Annotated in this window: 26 protein-coding genes and 1 riboswitch; of the genes, 8 read left to right on the top strand and 18 right to left on the bottom strand. The window is 40.2% G+C overall.

The genetic code is table 11. The features are described 5' to 3' along the window. Positions 1–5 precede the first annotated feature (5 nt). The 5 genes from ACH0CI_RS06700 to ACH0CI_RS06680 all read right to left on the bottom strand — a co-directional run bounded on the left by ACH0CI_RS06700 (position 6) and on the right by ACH0CI_RS06680 (position 4649). Positions 6–251, bottom strand: a complete 246-nt coding sequence (locus ACH0CI_RS06700) for a hypothetical protein (RefSeq protein ID WP_034264415.1) — start codon at positions 249–251, stop codon at positions 6–8. Continuing rightward, complete coding sequence (locus tag ACH0CI_RS06695; RefSeq protein ID WP_243549646.1) at positions 226–1785, bottom strand: sodium:solute symporter family protein; 1560 nt, start codon at positions 1783–1785, stop codon at positions 226–228. The genes ACH0CI_RS06700 and ACH0CI_RS06695 overlap by 26 nt, the downstream gene beginning before the upstream one ends. A gap of 279 nt (positions 1786–2064) precedes the next feature. Beyond that, on the bottom strand, positions 2065–2760 hold the full coding sequence (locus ACH0CI_RS06690; protein WP_013058211.1) for a FadR/GntR family transcriptional regulator: 696 nt from the start codon (positions 2758–2760) through the stop codon (positions 2065–2067). Between the two features lie 225 nt (positions 2761–2985). Continuing rightward, positions 2986–3615 (bottom strand): CPBP family intramembrane glutamic endopeptidase, encoded by a 630-nt coding sequence (locus tag ACH0CI_RS06685; RefSeq protein ID WP_328153110.1) that lies wholly within the window; start codon positions 3613–3615, stop codon positions 2986–2988. Positions 3616–3719: 104 nt separating this feature from the next. Next, on the bottom strand, positions 3720–4649 hold the full coding sequence (locus tag ACH0CI_RS06680; RefSeq protein ID WP_406901092.1) for a hypothetical protein: 930 nt from the start codon (positions 4647–4649) through the stop codon (positions 3720–3722). Between the two features lie 115 nt (positions 4650–4764). Here ACH0CI_RS06680 and ACH0CI_RS06675 point away from each other — a divergent pair, with 115 nt between their 5' ends. Continuing rightward, complete coding sequence (locus tag ACH0CI_RS06675; RefSeq protein ID WP_335707972.1) at positions 4765–5265, top strand: GNAT family N-acetyltransferase; 501 nt, start codon at positions 4765–4767, stop codon at positions 5263–5265. Positions 5266–5338: 73 nt separating this feature from the next. After that, positions 5339–6028, top strand: coding sequence for a YoaK family protein (locus tag ACH0CI_RS06670; protein WP_049165781.1), 690 nt, complete (start codon positions 5339–5341; stop codon positions 6026–6028). A gap of 36 nt (positions 6029–6064) precedes the next feature. Here ACH0CI_RS06670 and ACH0CI_RS06665 read toward each other — a convergent pair whose 3' ends face one another. Then, a complete protein-coding gene (locus tag ACH0CI_RS06665) occupies positions 6065–6274 on the bottom strand; it encodes a hypothetical protein (RefSeq protein ID WP_406901091.1) in 210 nt (69 codons plus the stop codon). Between the two features lie 52 nt (positions 6275–6326). Then, a complete protein-coding gene (locus ACH0CI_RS06660) occupies positions 6327–7085 on the bottom strand; it encodes a DeoR/GlpR family DNA-binding transcription regulator (protein ID WP_014458988.1) in 759 nt (252 codons plus the stop codon). Between the two features lie 164 nt (positions 7086–7249). Here ACH0CI_RS06660 and ACH0CI_RS06655 point away from each other — a divergent pair, with 164 nt between their 5' ends. After that, positions 7250–8125 (top strand): Cof-type HAD-IIB family hydrolase, encoded by an 876-nt coding sequence (locus ACH0CI_RS06655; RefSeq protein WP_098627647.1) that lies wholly within the window; start codon positions 7250–7252, stop codon positions 8123–8125. A gap of 28 nt (positions 8126–8153) precedes the next feature. Here the strand turns inward: ACH0CI_RS06655 and ACH0CI_RS06650 are convergent, their stop codons facing one another. Together ACH0CI_RS06650 and ACH0CI_RS06645 are read right to left on the bottom strand one after the other, a co-directional pair. Beyond that, positions 8154–8384, bottom strand: coding sequence for a DUF3953 domain-containing protein (locus ACH0CI_RS06650; protein WP_049165787.1), 231 nt, complete (start codon positions 8382–8384; stop codon positions 8154–8156). An 11-nt stretch (positions 8385–8395) separates the two neighbouring features. Continuing rightward, positions 8396–9361, bottom strand: coding sequence for a 2-hydroxyacid dehydrogenase (locus ACH0CI_RS06645; protein ID WP_034650132.1), 966 nt, complete (start codon positions 9359–9361; stop codon positions 8396–8398). A 126-nt stretch (positions 9362–9487) separates the two neighbouring features. Between ACH0CI_RS06645 and ACH0CI_RS06640 the strand changes: the two genes are divergently transcribed. The 3 genes from ACH0CI_RS06640 (at position 9488) to ACH0CI_RS06630 (ending at position 10840) form a co-directional block, all read left to right on the top strand. Beyond that, a complete protein-coding gene (locus tag ACH0CI_RS06640) occupies positions 9488–9970 on the top strand; it encodes a DUF2500 domain-containing protein (protein ID WP_406901090.1) in 483 nt (160 codons plus the stop codon). A 153-nt stretch (positions 9971–10123) separates the two neighbouring features. Continuing rightward, entirely contained in the window at positions 10124–10321 is a 198-nt protein-coding gene (locus ACH0CI_RS06635) for a hypothetical protein (protein WP_165636353.1), read from the top strand. A 78-nt stretch (positions 10322–10399) separates the two neighbouring features. Next, positions 10400–10840, top strand: a complete 441-nt coding sequence (locus tag ACH0CI_RS06630; RefSeq protein ID WP_406901087.1) for a DUF5391 family protein — start codon at positions 10400–10402, stop codon at positions 10838–10840. Positions 10841–10912: 72 nt separating this feature from the next. Here ACH0CI_RS06630 and ACH0CI_RS06625 read toward each other — a convergent pair whose 3' ends face one another. Then, on the bottom strand, positions 10913–11047 hold the full coding sequence (locus tag ACH0CI_RS06625; RefSeq protein WP_260620952.1) for a hypothetical protein: 135 nt from the start codon (positions 11045–11047) through the stop codon (positions 10913–10915). A gap of 127 nt (positions 11048–11174) precedes the next feature. Continuing rightward, the gene (locus tag ACH0CI_RS06620; protein WP_406901085.1) at positions 11175–11786 is read right to left on the bottom strand and encodes a transglutaminase-like domain-containing protein; all 612 of its coding nucleotides are present in this window, start codon (positions 11784–11786) and stop codon (positions 11175–11177) included. Positions 11787–11924: 138 nt separating this feature from the next. On the opposite strand from ACH0CI_RS06620, the gene ACH0CI_RS06615 reads away from it, so the two are divergent. Both ACH0CI_RS06615 and ACH0CI_RS06610 read left to right on the top strand, forming a co-directional pair. Further along, positions 11925–12557 (top strand): LysE family translocator, encoded by a 633-nt coding sequence (locus ACH0CI_RS06615; RefSeq protein ID WP_335707441.1) that lies wholly within the window; start codon positions 11925–11927, stop codon positions 12555–12557. A gap of 166 nt (positions 12558–12723) precedes the next feature. Continuing rightward, a complete protein-coding gene (locus ACH0CI_RS06610) occupies positions 12724–12864 on the top strand; it encodes a hypothetical protein (protein ID WP_013058226.1) in 141 nt (46 codons plus the stop codon). A gap of 80 nt (positions 12865–12944) precedes the next feature. Here the strand turns inward: ACH0CI_RS06610 and ACH0CI_RS06605 are convergent, their stop codons facing one another. From ACH0CI_RS06605 to metE, 7 genes are all read right to left on the bottom strand, one after another. Continuing rightward, positions 12945–13358 (bottom strand): DUF5301 domain-containing protein, encoded by a 414-nt coding sequence (locus tag ACH0CI_RS06605; RefSeq protein ID WP_335707413.1) that lies wholly within the window; start codon positions 13356–13358, stop codon positions 12945–12947. A 31-nt stretch (positions 13359–13389) separates the two neighbouring features. Then, positions 13390–13554: a hypothetical protein gene (locus tag ACH0CI_RS06600; protein ID WP_335707414.1), complete on the bottom strand. Its 165-nt coding sequence runs from the start codon at positions 13552–13554 to the stop codon at positions 13390–13392. A gap of 46 nt (positions 13555–13600) precedes the next feature. Further along, positions 13601–13813, bottom strand: coding sequence for a hypothetical protein (locus tag ACH0CI_RS06595; RefSeq protein WP_028414716.1), 213 nt, complete (start codon positions 13811–13813; stop codon positions 13601–13603). A gap of 24 nt (positions 13814–13837) precedes the next feature. Then, positions 13838–14038 (bottom strand): helix-turn-helix transcriptional regulator, encoded by a 201-nt coding sequence (locus tag ACH0CI_RS06590; RefSeq protein ID WP_335707415.1) that lies wholly within the window; start codon positions 14036–14038, stop codon positions 13838–13840. Between the two features lie 357 nt (positions 14039–14395). Beyond that, the gene (locus ACH0CI_RS06585) at positions 14396–14896 is read right to left on the bottom strand and encodes a GNAT family N-acetyltransferase (protein WP_406901084.1); all 501 of its coding nucleotides are present in this window, start codon (positions 14894–14896) and stop codon (positions 14396–14398) included. A gap of 144 nt (positions 14897–15040) precedes the next feature. Next, positions 15041–15658: an acetate uptake transporter gene (locus tag ACH0CI_RS06580; protein WP_013058231.1), complete on the bottom strand. Its 618-nt coding sequence runs from the start codon at positions 15656–15658 to the stop codon at positions 15041–15043. Positions 15659–15800: 142 nt separating this feature from the next. Beyond that, on the bottom strand, positions 15801–18095 hold the full coding sequence (gene metE, locus ACH0CI_RS06575) for a 5-methyltetrahydropteroyltriglutamate--homocysteine S-methyltransferase (protein ID WP_406901083.1): 2295 nt from the start codon (positions 18093–18095) through the stop codon (positions 15801–15803). Positions 18096–18248: 153 nt separating this feature from the next. Beyond that, a riboswitch (cobalamin riboswitch) is annotated at positions 18249–18437 on the bottom strand. Between the last annotated feature and the right edge of the window lie 30 nt (positions 18438–18467).

The following is an 18467-nucleotide window of genomic DNA, read 5'->3' as shown; positions in this document are numbered from 1 at the left end:
ACAAATTAAACTGTATCTCTATCCTTCTTCTCCCTCACAAACTCCACCACAGGCCCGACAATAATACAAATCCCTGCGATAATCAGCCAGCCAAACGCCAGATACGTCCAGCCTTTAAAAAAGGAAAGCGTATATTGATAGCCCGTTAAAAACATCACGCCTGGAAACAAGAGGACAAATAAGAATGTAAGTCCCAGCGCCCAGCGCGTACATAGCTTTGCGTCTTTATTTAACTGTTGTTGTGGATCCATACGCCACTTCCTCCCTTAATGGTTCATCTCCATGTTCATCAAAGCTTTTGAATTTGTCTTTTAGTTCATCAAAGTCAAATTCTTTTTTAGCAAGCAAGCCGTGTCCAATTGATATGACCCCACTGATGATAAAAACGGTAGAATTTCCAATAAGCATTGGATACAGTCCGCCAAGGGCTTCCACATTAATGTGACCATTAATCACGTAAGCAGATGTGTTCCATGCGATAACGCCTCCGATCATTCCTAACAGCGCGCCGTAAAATGCACCTGTGTTCGTCGCTTTTTTCCACATCAGTCCAAGCGTGACAGGAATAACGGCTCCGCTGACGAAAATACCCATGGCCATATACACAAACCCAAGGCTAATTCCTAAGTAAAACAGTAAAATGGAAAACACGCCCATCGCCAGCCCAAAGCCAAGCGTCACTTTTCGCGACGTGCTTAAGATTTTTTTACTGCTTGCTTTCGGGTTGATAGAACGCAGGTAAATGTCCGTTACGATAATATTTGTGATCGCCGTTAATTCAGCCGCTCCTGTCGACATTACTGCCATAAACAGCATCGTTAAAAACAAAATAGAACCTAGATTTCCAAGCACGTGTGACGCCATAACGGGTGCAATGGAATCTGGTGAATCAACGGCAATTCCAAGACCAGCCGCGCTTACGCCAAGGAAAGTGGCAACGGCAAATGGAATCGAAAACCAGGCAATTCCGCCGTAAATATACGCTTTTGAAGCAGCGCTGTTTTTACTTGCGATGGCACGCTGCCAGTAAGCTTGATCCACAAAGACCGTACCGAAGTTCCCGATAATATTAATCATCCCAAACAAAAGGCCCGGCACCGATGCCATCGTAAGCATATGCTGTGACGAAGGCAGATTTTTCAACCCTTCGTACACGCTTGTTACGCCGAACTTATAATAGACGGCAGCAGCAAAAATAAATAAAATAACGAAAATAAAAACAGTGTTAAAATAATCAGCAACAAATGAGGCTTTTAAACCGCCAATCATGGTGTAGATGGTAAACGTAAGAGGAATTAAAAAAGCGGCAACAAAAATATTCATTCCAGTAAGAGAATTTAAAGCAATGGCTCCTCCTAAAATAACCATGGCGGTCACAATAATATTTGTCATAAGAGCAAAGCCAAGCATTAAACGATGATTTTTCACGTCGAAACGCTGTGCAATAAATTCTAAAAACGTATGAGCGTTCGGTGCTTTTTTCTTCAGGTTAATCGCTACAATGGCAAACAGCAAAATTTGAATGCTCGCTCCCGCTGCGTACCAATACGGTCCGCTAATTCCGTACTGATACCCTGTGGAAGAAGACATCATTAACGTAGCGGCCCATGTCCATGCAGCAATAATGGACGCACTCGCCAGCCCAACGCCTACATTTCTTCCGGCTGTACTAAACTGCTCAGCCGTCATTTCCTTTCCTTGACGGCGCTGCATCATGATTGTGACGGCTGTAAATCCTCCTCCAAAAATCAGTAAAATCAAATACCCGACGCTTGATGAAAGCATCTTATCCCTCCTCTTCCTCTTAATATTAGATTTACTAACATTAATATGTAAATAAAAGTAACATTCGTTAATAAAATACCACGCAGTGAAATTATTAACAATACTGTATTTTCTGATTATTAAAGAGTATAATTAGATATTTTCTCCTTTCACACACAAAAAAGCCGGCACATTTGTACCGGCTTAAGCATAAATTTTCGTTTTCATTGTGTGCTATTTCCTCACATGAATGGTCTGATTAATAAAAAAACGACAGCCACTCGGGCTGTCGTTTTTTTATTATTGAGATACCATTACTTTTTGGCGAACGTGCTCTAAATGATCACGAACTGCTTCTGCTGCTTCTTCTGGCTCTCCATTTTTAATCGCTTCAAAAATGCGTTCATGGTCAGCATCCGTTTGCTTGCGATTTTCTTTTTGGCTTTTATTTAACGAATAAGCAAGCGCTTTTCGATATAAATGCCCTAAATCTTCTACGGCATGAAGAAGGAATGAATTATGAGCTGCTTTCACGATATCATGGTGAAAACGATAGTCTGCTTCATGTCCAATTTCTTCACTGTTATGAACCGTCTTTTTAAATGCTTCTAACGATTCTTTAATTTCAATCAGTTCTTCATCTGTGCGGCGCAGCGCGGCTAAGCTTGCTGCCTGCGACTCAATGATAATACGCATTTCAATTAATTCAAGAACCTGATCTGCTTCAACCATTTCAAACGTCATTGGATCAAGCATGCCCACTAAGTTTACACGCTTTACGTAGCTTCCTCCGCCTTGTCTTGATTCAATCAATCCACTGGCAGAAAGAACGCTTAGCGCTTCACGAATTGGTGCGCGGCTCACTCCAAACATTTTTGACAGTTCATGTTCCGACGGTAAACGAGACTCTGGCGGGAACGTTTTCTCTTTAATCATCTTCTTTAATTGATCAAGCACTTGACTAGATACTTTTTTACGCTCAATAGGTACAAACATACTTCTATTCCTCCTCCAAGTAATTATCTCTCTCTTTTTTTTTAGTGTTCATCGGACCCAGATTAACTATGTGTATTCCGATTTATGTAAACGCTTCAATCTTTGTATTACAAGTATACATTATTTCAATTCAAATGTGTTGATAAAATTTTACTATTATTGTTATTATACCATGAAAACAAGTTATAAATGAATAACGATTCATGGTTTTTTGATATAATACCACTATCTTACATATAATCCGTATACAATCATAATCGCCGCATCCGCTAGCGCATGGCTGATGATGGCTCCCTTGATACCATATCGCTCTCTTATATACGCCCACATCATACCTGCTGAAAAGACGCCTATTACCGAGATCACATTAAACGGAAATACAAAAACAGGAAGGATAATGAATACGTGATAAAGCGTATAAAAGCTTGATGTGACAGCGCTTGAAGCAAGTACAGAAACATGCTTTTTCACTTTATTTTGTATATACACCCGCCAATACATTTCTTCTAAAACAGGATTAATAAAAATCAAAACGACGGCTAAAACGGCAACTTTCCACCCGCTAAATCCCCATATTTGCAAAACCGCTTGCATATCTTTCACATGAAAGATTTTACCAGAAAAAAGCAGGCTGCTTCCAATTATCGCAGCGGCACATAGAATTCCGCTGAGAGTTCCCACATACAGAGATTTCTTTGTAAGCGCTACCTTAAAGTTAATTTTATTATTCGCATATAAAATCATAAACATCCAGCCGTAAAAGCAAACAAATGTTACCAACACATTTTGGATAAGCCACAAACCGAAAAAAACAAAGATTGTAGGCATGAACAGCAAAAACAAAAATTTTATCACGTTTATGGCGCACCTTCTTTAAAAGCCGCTTTTCTTTTACCAAGTAAACCTTTCGTCTTCAAAAGGTTTACTATCTTTTATCTTATAAAAGTCCAGTGGTATTTTCAATTATTTTTTAATTCTTGCTCCAGCTCGCGAAGACTTTCTGCCAGCTTTTTCTTTTCTTCTTCAAAGTGAGCGTCGTCTTTAAAAGCTGAAGCTAAAGGCGCTGCCTCTTCATTTTCTCTTAGCCAATCCGGCGTCAATTCTCTGCGAACGACACGCTTTTTATTGACGTAGGAAATCGGCTTTTCAGTCTGTTGACTCGCTAGCGTACGCTGTGATGTTACATAATGCTTATGAAAAAGATGCTGTTTGATATAGGCAAACGCTCGAATCGTATCACCGCTGTATTTAGGCTCGTAGTGATCGAATGCTTCATGCAGTCCTGATAGCGCCGTTTCTAGTGGTATTTCGCTTTTTGCGACTTCGTACATATGCTTTAAATCACTGGCTGAAGGATACATCCCTCGGTTTCTTCTAGCAATAAAAGCAGCTTCTAACGTTTGGACGTAAGCATCATCCGCATCTTCTTCTCTTTTTATTTGAGTTGTATTTTCTGCTGTAGTCTCTGTTAATGACGCCGTCACTGTGACCGGCTCCGCTGCTTCAATTTGACTAGCCCTTTCTGTCAAATTGACATCTTCGAGCTCTTCAAATTCATCGCTTGGCATAAGCTTTTCTAATTGCTCATAATCAATTCGGTACCAAACCGTGTTGTTAAATTTAGAGCGGTTGTATTTTCCTTTTATAATTAACCCTTCTTTTTCAAGCTTTGAAATGATGCGTTGAATCGTTGAAAGCGACCAAAACGGAAACTGCTGCAGCCACTGCTGATTGGTATTGTATACCCACGTATATCCGTCCTGAACGTTTACGCTTTTTTCAAGCCAGTAGTGAAGCTGCTGAAGAAACAGCGCTCCGTTCACTCCTACTTTGACTGCAAGCGCCGGCAGTACAAGTAACGGCTGATCTTTTAATAATAATTTACTCATTACGTCATCTCCTTTGTTATGTAAAATAGCTACTATATATATACAAAGAAAACGGAAAAACGGGGATACCATCTTTAAATTTATGTTAAAATATAGAAAAAAACGAGGTGAGCAGATGATACGTCAAGGGAGAATTGGTGATGAAGCGGGCATTGCCCACGTACATGTAGAAAGCTGGAAATCGACTTATAAAGGACTTGTTCCGGATTCTTTTTTACATTCATTGAACGCTGAAAAACGAAAAGCCATCTGGAAAAAGCAGCTGGAATCAAATTCTGTTTTCGTTGCAGAAGAAAACGGTCAAATCGTAGGCTTTGCTTCTTATGGTAAAGAAAGAACCAACAAGCATCCTTCCTATACCGGAGAACTGTATGCCATGTATTTACTCACAGAGCATCAGCGAAAAGGAATTGGCAAAGCGCTTATGCATAAAATAGCGCAAGAGTTAACAAGCCAACATATACATACGATGCTCACATGGGCTTTTGAACAAAACGGCGCCTGTCAATTTTATGAAGCGCTTGGCGGAAAAAGAATCGATCGCGCTGACGTTATCATTGGTGGTACATCTCTATCTGAAGTGGCTTTTGGGTGGGACACGCTTGAAAATTTGTAGGACAACTCTCTGGACAGATTTTTTTCTTCACGGTAAACTGTTTAGTTGGTATAAAAAGAAAGGATGACTTACCGTGACGAATTCTACTTATCGAAACATTATTTTGCTCGTTCTTTGCGTAACAGCAGGTATCGTCGATGTAATTGGCTACTTGAGCCTTGGCCATATCTTTACTGCAAATATGACGGGAAACATCGTGCTGCTTGGGTTAGCAATCGGAAACTCGCTTGAAACAACTGTTTTTCATTCCCTCACAGCTTTAGGAGGTTTTATTGTAGGAGTTGTAGGAGCTGCAATCCTAGTTGGAAACAAAGAAAAAACGTTTTGGCCTAAAGCCGTAACGATTGCCCTTGGAATAGAAGGATTGATTTTACTTGTTTTTGCACTTTTATCTTCGTTTTCTCCTTCTTTACACTTAACTTACTTATTTATTTTCTTATTAAGCTCAGCAATGGGTCTTCAAACAACGGCTGCTCGAAAGCTTGGCGTAGCCGGAATTTCTACAACTGTATTGACAGGGACGCTTGCTAACTTTTTTGAAGACGTAACGGCACGTTTTCGCAGCTCTCGCTACCGCAAAACGTTTAACACCGATGCGATTCTTCGCGCGCTGTCTCTTGTGCTTTACTGCTTTGGCGCTGTTATCGCCGCACTTGCAGAGCCTGCTTATAAATTTGAAATTATTTGGCTGCCAATTGTGATTCTGTTAGCTATTATTATTTTTGTCAGCACAAAGTTTCGTTCTGATTCAGAAAACAAATAATAATAAAAGACCCGTTTCGATAAAGAAACGGGTCTTTTATTTTCCGGATAGTGCCGCTAACACGCCAAAAATAATGGCGACCACAGGTCCTACAATAAATAGTCCAATTAAAATCGATCGTATAGCTTCCCATAGAAACCATAAAGGGCCTTGCTTAGACTCTGCTTTTTCCACTCTTTTCTCTAGGTGTTCGACTCTTTGCTGAAGCTTCGCTAATTCCTGCGTAACATCTATTTGTTCGCTCATCGCTCAAGCTCCTTTTTACTCTACATTACCATATACTTCCTTACCAAAACTACTATTTATTTGTGATCACTTCAATGCCGATTTCGCGATAAGCATTTAACACGGTTTCGTTCACATGTTCTTCTGTAATGAGCCAATCTAGTGAGTTGGCTGAGCTGAACGTGTACGTTGAAGACGTATTGAGTTTTTTAGCTGTTACAATAGCCGCTACTTCACTCGCGCTTTTTATCATTTGACTTTTGATGTGCATTTCTTCAAGCAAAGGAATGCTCATACCGATTTTAGGATCGATTGCGTATACGCCTAAAAAACAAAGATCCGCTCGAATTTGCTTAAGCGTATCAACCACGCTTTGTCCTACCGTGACCATCGATTCTTTTCGAAACGTTCCTCCAAGAGAAACAACTTCTACAAAGTCATGTTCCGCTAGTGCAACGGTAATTAACGGACTGTTTGTAATAACCGTAACGTTTAAATTCTTTGGAAAAGCTTTGACGAGCTGAATATTTGTTGTACTTCCGTCCATCAAAAGCACTTGCCCGTCTTTAATTAACGGAAGCGCCGCAACGGCAAGTGAATGCTTAACATCCATCAATTCACGTTTACGCTCTTTGTAATCAACCGCAGACGTAGAACGAGGAAGCGCTCCTCCGTGTACGCGCTGCAACAGACCAAGCGCGTCCATTTCCCGCAGATCTCTGCGGATTGTATCTTCTGAAACGTTCAGCGTTTGGCTAAGCGTCGTAGCTACAATGCGCCCTTCTTTTTCAAGCAAATTCATAATTTGTTTGCGTCTTTCTTGTTTTAACATTGCTTGTTCACCTGTTTTCTTTCTGCTTTTTACTTTATTATACTTGTTTCTTTTGTAAAAACAATGTAAAAACGCTTGATTATCAGTGTTTTTTCGTTTATTGTAGGATAAACAAGATAAAACATGCAAAAACAAGTAATAATAGTCAAAGGGAGAGATAGTTTATGAAGATGATTTTTACAGACTTAGATGGAACTCTTTTAAATAGCAGCAGTGAAATTAGCACAATTAATGCAGAAGCAATTAAAAAAGCGCAAAAACACGGAGTTGAAGTCGTGGTTGCTACGGGGCGCGCTTATTTCGACGTGCAGGAAATTTTAAAAAAAGCTGAGCTTTCCAACCTTTGGGTGATTGCCGCAAACGGAGCGACTATTCATGACCCGGACGGACAGCTCAGACATTCTGTTCCAATTGATGACCAGCACGTAAAAGAAGCGCTTCAGTGGCTGGATGCAAACGAATTTTATTATGAAGTGTTTGCTGAACATGCGATTTATACACCAAACTCAGGCCGTGAGCTGCTGGCCATTGAAATTGACCGAGTAAAAAGCGCCAATAAAAACGTGGACGAAGAAAGACTTCATCACGCGGCGGCCAAGCAGTACAGCCAAACGGGATTTGCCTTTGTTGCATCGTATGAAGATATTTTAAATACAAACGCTGAGCTTTATAACGTATTAGCTTTTTCATTTGATGATGAAAAACGAAAAAAAGGCTGGGATCACTTTAGCAAGCAGCACGACATGACGCTTGTCTCTTCCGCTGATCATAACTTTGAACTCGAACACAAAGATGCGTCAAAAGGAAACGCATTAAACTACGTTGTAAAAGAGCTTGGCGCTTCTCTTCACGATACCATTGCCATTGGAGACAGCTTTAACGACGTATCGATGCTGCAAAGAGCTGGAAAAGGAATCGCTATGGCAAATGCGCACGCGGAAATTAAAGCACTAGCTGATGACGTTACATTAACAAACGATGAAAATGGAGTAGCTTCCGTTATTGAAAACGTGTTAGAAACGCAGCTAAAAGCACATTAAAAAAACGCTTGGCAAATGCCAAGCGTTTTTAAATGGTCATGCGATAAAGACCGACAAACCAGCTGAATAGCGCAACGAAAAACAGCAGCCACGCGCTGGTTTTCTTTCTTTTTTGCCACTCAATTGCTCCTAAAACTAGCATGGTTAAGCCTAGAAGTATATTTAAAAGCGAAAGGAACTGGTCATTGTGGGTGAGCATCATATAAAGAGCCAGTCCAACGGTAATAATTGAAAAAATAAGCTGTAATGCTTTTAACAAAAAATCTCTCCTTACTTGTAGTTCACTTCTTCATTCACGCACGTCACTAAAGGCTTTTTCTCAAGGCCTAAAAGCAGGTTCTGGACGGCTAGATCTGCCATGCGATTGCGCGTTTCGTACGTAGCGCTTCCAATATGCGGCGTTACTAGCACATTTGAAAGCTGCAGCAGCTTGTGATCTGCCGGAAGCGGCTCTGGATCTGTTACGTCCAGTGCGGCATACGCAATTTCTTCATGTTTCAGCGCTTCGTACAGTGCTTCCGTATCCACTAATCCCCCGCGCGCTGCGTTCACAAAATACGCGCTGTTTTTCATAGCTTTAAATTCCGCTTCTCCAAACATGCCTTTGCTTTGATCTGAAAGCGGTACTAAGCATACGATACAGTCAGCTGTGTGAAGCAGTTCTTCAAACGAAAGGTATACGGCATCAAGCTCTTTTTCTGCTTCATGCTTGCGGCTTCGGTTGTGGTACACGATGTTCATCCCCGATGCCTTTGCTCGTCTGGCAACGGCGCTTCCGATATCGCCCATTCCAACAATACCAAGCGTTTTTCCAAATAAATCAACGCCAAATACCGTTTCCCAGTTTCCTTGTTTCACTTTTTCATAGCCTTCATGAATGCGGCGAGCTGCTGACAATAAGAGACCAAACGTTAAATCAGCCGTCGCTTCTACTAACACGCCCGGCGTATTGCTAAACGGCACGCCTTTTTTGGTACACGCTTCGACATCTACACTGTCATACCCGACGCCTGATTGAGAAATAACGCGCAGGTTCGGCGCTGCTTCTAACAGCTCTTCATCTACTGTAATGTGGCCGATATTAAAAAAGCCGTCAGCATCACGAAGCCAGTCGCGCAACGTTTCTTGTGGAATCTTCCCTTCGCCTTCCCACATTTGAATATCGCAGTGTTCCGCTAGCTTTTCGTAAGCGTTTGGCCACGTCTTTCCAGACATAACAACTTTGTATTTTCCCATGTTGATCTCTCCTTTTCCTTGTTCACTTATATGTATGAATAGTAACTAGCTATCCTATCATAAGACTACTATAAAGATGAAACTTTTTCCATTCAGGAATCGTATTTATAGTAAGGGGGAATACGAATGTTTGAAGATGAAATGATATTTGAAGATGATCCGTCCGGAAATGACATTGTTTTTGAAGGTGATGCTGACCTAAGCGGAGGCGCTTTTTTTCCAGATGATGCGTTATTTAACGGAATGCCTACGTTTGTTATGTTATTTTTTGTTATTGTTATTGGTATTTTCTTATTTTCTATTTTTAAAGGAATCAGCACGTGGAACAAAAATGAGCAGTCTCCCCGTCTATCTGTAACAGCAAAAATTACGGGCAAACGGACAAACGTTCATCACCATAACAGCCATGCTCACGAACATCTCCACTCTCACACGTCTACAACTTACTACGTAACCTTTCAATTTGAAAGCACCGACCGCTCTGAATTTACTGTTTCAGGCAGCCAGTACGGCAAGCTTGCAGAAGGAGACGAAGGAATACTGACGTTTCAAGGAACTCGTTTTTTGGATTTTCAAAGAAATCCAAGTAAAGAACATACAGATGCTTAGCTTATGACCTCGTGCTTTTAGAGGTCTTTTTTACTGTAATGGAGCATTCATATAGCCAATGACCTAATTGTGCCCTTTTTGCACTGTAGAAGAACGTTAACCAACGTAAAAACATAACGTGTAACACATTCATTTAAGCAGGCAGGTGATTTTATGTATTCTCCTTATTCAGGAAGCGGCATCTACTACGGACATTACGGAGAGGCCCCTCATTCGCACCCTATTCAAACAATACTGACGCAATACTGGCACGAAACCCACTATCCAGGCCCACACAAAAAATATGTTCACGTGTATTATCTCAACCCATCTTCTCTTCATTATTATTCAGCCTATCGAACATTTTTGTAAAAAATTGGGTGATTTCGAGACTTTTATATTGTAAAATTAATCCATATACTTTTAATTTGGAAAGGAGGTTAACAAACAGTGCATAATTCTACAGCAAAAAATAGTGTGGCGATCACCACTTTGCTTTCCGCCCTATTTTTCTGCTCTATCATAGTTCTTGCTTCGCTTTCTCCTTTAGCAGATTCTGGTCCCAATGTTAACACGATCGGTTCAGTTGGGATGTGGTTATCTCTTGGCATGATTCTATTTTTATATCTGTTGCCTTTAGCATTTTATATGTTGGGAATGCATTTCTTAAAATTTGTGATGGCTGCTTTTTGCAGCATTGGACTTTTAATCGCTGCTAGTACTCTATTACTAATGCCGGCTCTGTTTTTATTTGGACTGGAAGATTTCTCAGGAAGCTTAGCTTCCATCATAGGTGTAATGATTTCTTGCTTAGGCTTACTGATTACGAATATTGTGTGGTTTGTTGCTGCGTTTAAAAGACCGTCAACCACCGTGCAGGAAAGCGTTTAAAATGGTAAAGAGATGGCATACTAATTTTTCAGTTAAAGACGAATAAAATGGAGAGATGAGCTGAACCGCTTGTTACACCGCTGTTGATTTCCTTGCAAGACTTCGCTTTCCGCGGGCGGCCGGTGAGCCTCCTCGTCGCGTACGCTCCTGCGGGGTCTCACCTGTTCCGCTTTTCCCGCAGGAGTCTTCGTCTTGCCCTCCAATCACCAGCTAGAAGCAGCCACATACATGAAACTATCAATAAAAAATCCGAACGAATTTCATTCTCTATTAAGGTTCTCCATTCATCGTTCGGATCTTCCTTCAACTAAAATACGTTTGTCCCAGCCTCTTTTTATAGCTCGGTAGGCAAGTAGTGCAAATACATATCCAAGCAGTCTTCTTGCTGAGACAACACGTCCATTGTTTCTTTGCGAGGTTTTGTATAAATAGTCGCATAGTCTACTTCACCCTGTGTAGGATTTACTGGAAAAGCCAGTTTTTCTTTTTTTAGCGAAAAGTCGGCTTGCACTTCTTCTTTATTTCCTCTCGCGTCTAATCGAATCCATTTCTCTTCACTTTTGATGTAGACAGCATTTAACGCATGAATACAGTAGCCTGTGTCTATCGTATCCCCAAGGATTAATCTTTGATAACAAAAGCCTGTCGGAATCCCTTCTGCACGCAGCAAAGCGGCTAGTAGATTAGATTTGCTGTAACAAATTCCTTCCTTTTCTTTTAAAGCCTCTGAAGCCGTTTTCGTGATGATTCTGCTTTGAATATCCCATGAATGAGAAACTTCATCTCTCACAAACTCATACGCTTTTTTTATGTACGCTATTGGAGAATAAGGAGAACCGCTTTTGAGTTCACGTACCTTTTGTTGAATCAAAGAATGTGTAAAATTCACTTCAGGAAGTTCTTGCGTGTAGTCTTCTTTTTCCAACGATTCACAAATCAATTTCATTTACTTTTTTCCTCCTTTATATTCACTACATGTTTTTTTATACATAACATCAAATTTCACTACATATTTTTATATAATGAAAGACCACTTAAACGGAAAACGATAGTAGATACGAAATTGAAAGAGGTTTTGTTTTTGGTGACGTTATTTTTAACAAATGTGCTGCTCGGTCTTTCGATTGCCCTTCCCGTTGGTACGGTAACGATTGAAATGACGAAGCAAGGTTTAAAAAATGGTTTTCTTCACGGCTGGGTTGTGGGACTTGGAGGCATGACGGTTGATTTGTTGCTAATTGTGCTTCTTTACTCTGGACTGGCTTCTTTTTTGTCTGCTCCTTTTATCCGGCTTGTTATGTGGCTTGTAGGGGCACTTTTTTTACTTTATATTGGCTATGACAGCATTAGACACGCGGATCATGATATAACGGCTCCTGGAGAACACGTAAAAAAGGCGTTTGCCTCTTCTTATGTGAACGGAATCTTTGTTGCGATTTCTCCGAGCAATCTCATTTTTTGGCTGAGCGTATTTGGAACGGTGCTGACAAATTCGCTTCAAGCCTCTCACTCGTTTCATTTCCTAGTGATTGCTGCCGGAATATTAACGGGAATTTTAATTCATGACCTGGGCTTAATGACAATTGTCTCTGGAACTAGAAAAGTGCTGAATCAGCTTTATATCAAATGGGTTTCTATTGCAGCTGGATGTATCTTAATTGGCTTTTCATGCTATTTTCTCTACCGATTTATCGGGAATCTGCGCATGTACCTTTAATTTTTCTACATATTTTATGACTTACTATATCCCCTCTTTATCTAGTATAGAGAGGGAATTTTTATAATCTATCAGGGACTATTAGACAAAAAGTTCACAATTTCGTCACATTTCTATTGATTTTTTTCTCTTTTTATACGAAAATATAAAAAAGGGAGGAAATATCATGAAAATCAAAAAAGCACTTCGCATCTTTATTGGATCAAACGTCCTTGTATTATTAACATTTGGCCTTCTTCCAGCACTGTTAGTTAACCCTGATATTGACCTAATTCAATCATTTATTAATTATATAGGCAAGGACTAATTCTACTTTTAATAGTCAAAATTTTCAATCTATTATTTTTATAAAAAAGACAGCTCAGGCTGTCTTTTTTAGTAGGTTTTTTATTTAGTTGAAAACTGCTTTTTAACATCTACTTTTTGATCTTTAACAATCGTATACGTCGCCTGTTTTTTATCTTCAAAGTTAAACGCTTTTATGTAATCGTCATCGTAAATCGTTAATCCGTACGCATCTTTTCCGTTTTCAACGATTTTTACCCAGTAAGACTGGTCAAACTTTGGATCGAGTTCCTTGCTTTTTTTCACTTCTACTTTTGCTAAAGAATGTACGATTTGCTTTATCTCTTCTTTGTCATCTACTACACGTTTTCCTTCGTCCGTATCTATTTCAATACGCGTAACGTTTGCTTCCTCTACTTTTATGACGTCTTTTAACTGATAGGCTTTCCCGGTATATGTAAAATAAAATACGACGATAAATAGAAGTGCAGCTATAATAATCGTTCTTTTTTTCAAAAGGAACCTCCTTTTCTACATCACGCTGCATTCAGGTGATAAACCTTTTTATTCCTCCTGTTCCGCATCCTTTTAGTACAATGCTGCTTCCTACAAGCAGACTGTAGATTAATCCCGGAACAGGAAGTATTAACGTTATCATCAACAGTAACATGCCCGTACTTGTAAGGACTACTCCGGCAGCTCGATTTTTCATTCATTTCACCACCGTTGCTTGGTAAATTCGATTTCCTGTTCACCTGTTAGCTATGTACTTTTCGTTTATAATAAACGAGTGTCCAAAAATATACGCATATTCCTACTAGTAAGATTGTGGCTTCCCAGCCTCTTTCACCGGTTTTAATAAAATCATAGGAAGACCAAATTAACAGCGCTACTGTATAAAATAAAAAGCCGTTTCGCGCCGCTTGCTTGATTTCAAACTTTTCCATTTCGTCCGCTTTTTTTACTTTCACATTACCTTCTCCTTTTTAACTAACTCATGATTTATGAAATAAAAACAGCTCATCTACTGTTGCTCCCAGTTCTTGGGCCAGCTGGAAAGCCAGCGCTAAGCTTGGATCATACTTATTGTTTTCAATTGCATTAATCGTTTGTCTCGATACGCCGCATACTTTCGCCAATTCATCTTGAGACATCTGCTTGACTTTACGCAGTTCTTTAATTCGGTTTTCCACCATTCATCACTCATCTCTAAAATGTAAAAAACTTTTTACACCCATATCTTATATTATCTTCCTTGTTACTGTCAAATATGTTTGACAAATTAATGTCTCTTACCTACCTAAAAAAGAGATTGAGATATAACAAAATTAATTCAATCTAAAGACGAGCAAACGGGATAAATGATTGAGGATGAATCCCGCTGTTGCTTTCCGTGCAAGACTTCGCTTTCCGCAGGAGTCTTCGCCTTGCCCTCCAATCAACCGCTAGAAGCAACGAAATAGATTAAGCACATGTTCACCATTACAATGAAAAAAGCACAAGCTCCTTAAAGGAAGCTGGTGCTTTTCTATTTCATTATTTCCTTGTTAACATTAAAGCTCCTTACTCATATTAAACCACTGCACGCCTGCATGCTGGGACTGCGCAACTCCTCGATTCACATATCCGTTTTTTTCGTAAAACGGAATCAATTCTTCTTTACACGTTAAAGTCACCGTTACGCGCTGTTTGTTCCGTGCTTGTTTTTCAAACTCTTTTAGCAGCATACTGGCAATTCCTTTGTGATGATGCTTGAGATTTACAACGATACCCAAAATACTTTGATAACCGCCTGTCTCAGGGTTCGAAATCGTTTTTTCAAACAAATCATCCGTAATAAACGGAGCTGAAATGACGGGTCCGTTCACATATCCGATTATTTCTTCATTTTCTTCGGCGATGATAAACGTATCAGGAATGGTTTTAATTCGCGTGATAAACGCATCTTTTGAGGCAGCTTCTTCAGGTGTAAACCCTTTGTTTTCTAACGTAATTAATTGGTTTAAATCTTTTTCATCCACTTGTCTTATAATCATTGAAACGATTCCTTTCATTATGTATTTCTCTTTTTTCTCTAAAAGCTTCTATTATATATAACTATCTCTTTCTACTATATATAAAAACGCACAAACAAAAAAGGATTGACCTCTGCATCATACAGAATTCAACCCTACTTCGCTGTTTAATGAACGTCTTGATTATTTAATAAATGCACCAAATGGCTTGCCCACCGGAAGCACAACTCGACCGTAGTGAGTATTTAATACAGCCGCTGCAGATCCATAGAATGAAAACAGAGCAATTAATAGCTCTGAGACTGCTGCTAGTAAATGCGTGTATTCATAGGCCACACCAAATGTACTTAGCGATAATCCAATAAATAAGAAATCAATTAATACAAAAATAATAAATAATACTTTATGAGTGCCCATTGCTCCAACCGTCATAAAAACGCTGAAAATTAAGTAGCCGACAAAAGCAAATGCTAGCTGCTTCGGATCCGCTTCTTTTGCGAGCGCTTCTCCAAATGCGCCAAGCTGAATAAGCCATGTCATCGCTACACCTAGCCAAAATAAACCGAAGGCACCAAAAGCAGTTGCGCCGAAGGTATTATTATGTTTGAAATCTTGCATAGACGCAATTAGCTGCCCTATTCCGCCTAAAAAAATTGCCCATGGCAATACCAATGAAACACCATCGGTTACCCCAAGCTTTTGAAACGATGCAACAAGTGTCACCATGGCAAGTCCGAATAGGCCTAGCGCTGATGGATCCGCTGTTACAATTTTAACGTGCTGCGTGCTGTTGTTACTCATGTTGTACCTCCCTGATTTTAAAAACACCTTTAAAAAGATACAAAAATCTACGGGAAGTGTCAATGGATATTTTTGGCCTTTAAAAAACCCATAAGACCAAGCAGTGTAGCGTTTACACTGCTTGGTCTTGACTTTCTTGTTATTAAGCGTTTTGTAATAAATTTTTTCTTGTTTGTTTTGCAGACTCAACCATCACTTTTAAAGCTTCCACCGTCTCGCTGATTCCTCTTGTTTTAAGACCGCAGTCGGGATTAATCCAAAACAATGCAGGATCAAGCACTTTTAGAGCGCGGTCAATGTTTCGTGTCAGCTCTTCAAGCTTCGGTACGCGCGGGCTGTGGATATCATATACGCCAAGTCCAATTCCCTGGTTATACGTATGTTTTTCAAACGCATAAATTAATTCACCGTGGCTTTTGGACGTTTCAATGGAAATCACGTCGGCATCAAGCGCTTTGATCGCATCAATAATCTCTTCGAATTCCGAATAGCACATATGCGTGTGAATTTGCGTCTCGTTTTGCACCGATACCGTGGCTAATTTGAACGCGTACACCGCGGCGTTCAAGTAGCTTTCCCAGTTTTCTCGTTTTAACGGCAGTCCTTCACGCAGCGCCGGTTCATCTACTTGAATCATTGAGATGCCCTGACTTTCAAGTGCTTCCACTTCTTTTCTAAGAGCAAGCGCAATTTGATTTGCCACGTCGTAGCGCGGGATATCATCACGCACAAACGACCAGTTTAAAATTGTAATTGGCCCCGTCAGCATTCCTTTAACAGGCTTATTGGTTAGAGACTGTGCGTAGACCGTTTCTTTGATCGTCATCGCCTGCTCGTACGAGACATCTCCGTAAATAAGCGGCGGCTTGACGCAGCGAGAACCGTATGATTGCACCCAGCCAAACTTCGTAAACTGAAAGCCTCCTAATTTTTCACCGAAGTATTCAACCATGTCCGTACGCTCAAACTCTCCGTGCACAAGGACATCTAAGCCGATGTCTTCTTGAATTTCAATCCATTTTTTGATTTCAGCGTTAATGTACGCTTCATACGCTTTGTCGCTTAATTCTCCTTTACGCCACTTTAGACGCTCTTTTCTCACTTCTTTTGTTTGCGGAAAGCTTCCAATTGTTGTCGTTGGAAGAAGCGGCAGTTGAAACGCTTCTTGTTGAACGCGTTGACGTACGTCAAACGGCGCTTGGCGCTCTGCTTTATAGCTGTGCAGCTGCTTCAGCTCTTTTTGCACGTCTTGATGATTTCGAACAGATGATCCATTTAATGCTTGAATCGCTTGTTTGCTTACACTTATTTCTTTTTCTATTGCTTCTTTTCCTTGCTGCACCGCTTTTGTTAACAGCGAGATTTCCTTCAGCTTTTCATCTGCAAAAGACAGCGCGTTTTTTAGAATTGGCTCAATGGTTTTTTCGCTTTTCACCGTGACAGGAACATGTAATAAACTTGATGAAGGCTGCAGAATCAAACGGTCTTTTGATACGGCTTCTTCAATTTCACTGATTGTTAAAAGCTGTTCGTCCAAGTTTTCACGCCAAATGTTTCGTCCGTCAATCACTCCTGCTGCCAGCACTTTATCAGTTGGAAAACCATATTTATTAAGCGCCGTGAGATTTTCGCCTCGGTCATGTACAAAATCTAAGCCAATACCATGAACAGGAAGAGCAACTACTTCTTTATAGTAATCTACGCTGTCAAAGTACGTCTGCAAAATGACTTTTACATTCGGTGCCGCTTTTTTCAAAGCTTCATAGACTTCTTTATACAGTGCCAGGTCTTCTTTCGATAGCGTTGTAGCTAAAATTGGCTCATCTATTTGTACCCACTCGACCCCTTCTGCCTCCAGCTCCGCTAAGATTGTTGCATAAAGAGGAACAAACTGTTCAACTACTTTTTTAAACTCACTTTTTTTATATCCTTTTGACAGCTTCACAAATGTTACTGGACCTAAAATAACGGGTTTGCCTTTGATATTCAGCTTTTGCTTTGCTTCTTTGTAAAATTGAAGCGGGCGATTTTCTACAAGTGCCGGCGTACATTCCTCAAGCTCGGGTACGATATAGTGATAATTTGTGTTAAACCATTTTGTCATCGTAGAGGCTACCGCACCTTTTGTTCCTCGCGCGATGTCAAAGTACGTTTCAAGGGATACCGGGCCTCCGTTATATTCAAAGCGCTTTGGCACCAAACCAAACATAGCGGCTGTATCTAACACGTGATCGTATAAGCTAAAATCGCCGACTGGAATTAATTCAATTCCTGCGTCACGCTGTTTTTTTAGATGTCCTAGACGAAGAGCTTCAATTTCCTGAAGAAAGATATCTTTCTCTAGCTTTCCTGCCCAAAACTGCTCAAGCGCTTTTTTCCATTCTCGTTTTTCACCAATTCTTGGATAACCTACATTTGAACTTTTTACACTGCTCATTTTTTCCACTCCCTGTATATTTCTTTTTTTCCGCTAAACTAAAAAATCTCTCTTTTCGAAATGAAAAGAGAGATGATACGCATACTTAACTAAAGTTGAGATAGTCTGTTTTTCTCAACACGTATTCCTCACTCCTCTCTATATCCCGTAGAGCTTAAGTGCATACAACAGGCAGGTCTCCTGACTTAGGTTCATCGCTTCCTATCCCTTCCCATTTCAGCATGAAACAGTGGTTAATAAGTTACTCCCCATTACAGTGGCGGGACCGCGCCGGCTTTTCACCGGTCTTCCCTTTTAAGCTGCGTACATTCGTTACACAGCACCTGATGCATTTCTATGAAATTGTTCATTCAAAATACCTTTACATAAAAT

It is taken from the genome of Priestia sp. 179-F W1.4 NHS (assembly GCF_045369295.1).
In the GTDB taxonomy this organism is placed as follows: domain Bacteria; phylum Bacillota; class Bacilli; order Bacillales; family Bacillaceae_H; genus Priestia; species Priestia zanthoxyli.
Note: the sequence above shows the minus strand (reverse complement) of the source record. Positions and strands in the feature narration are given on the sequence as shown.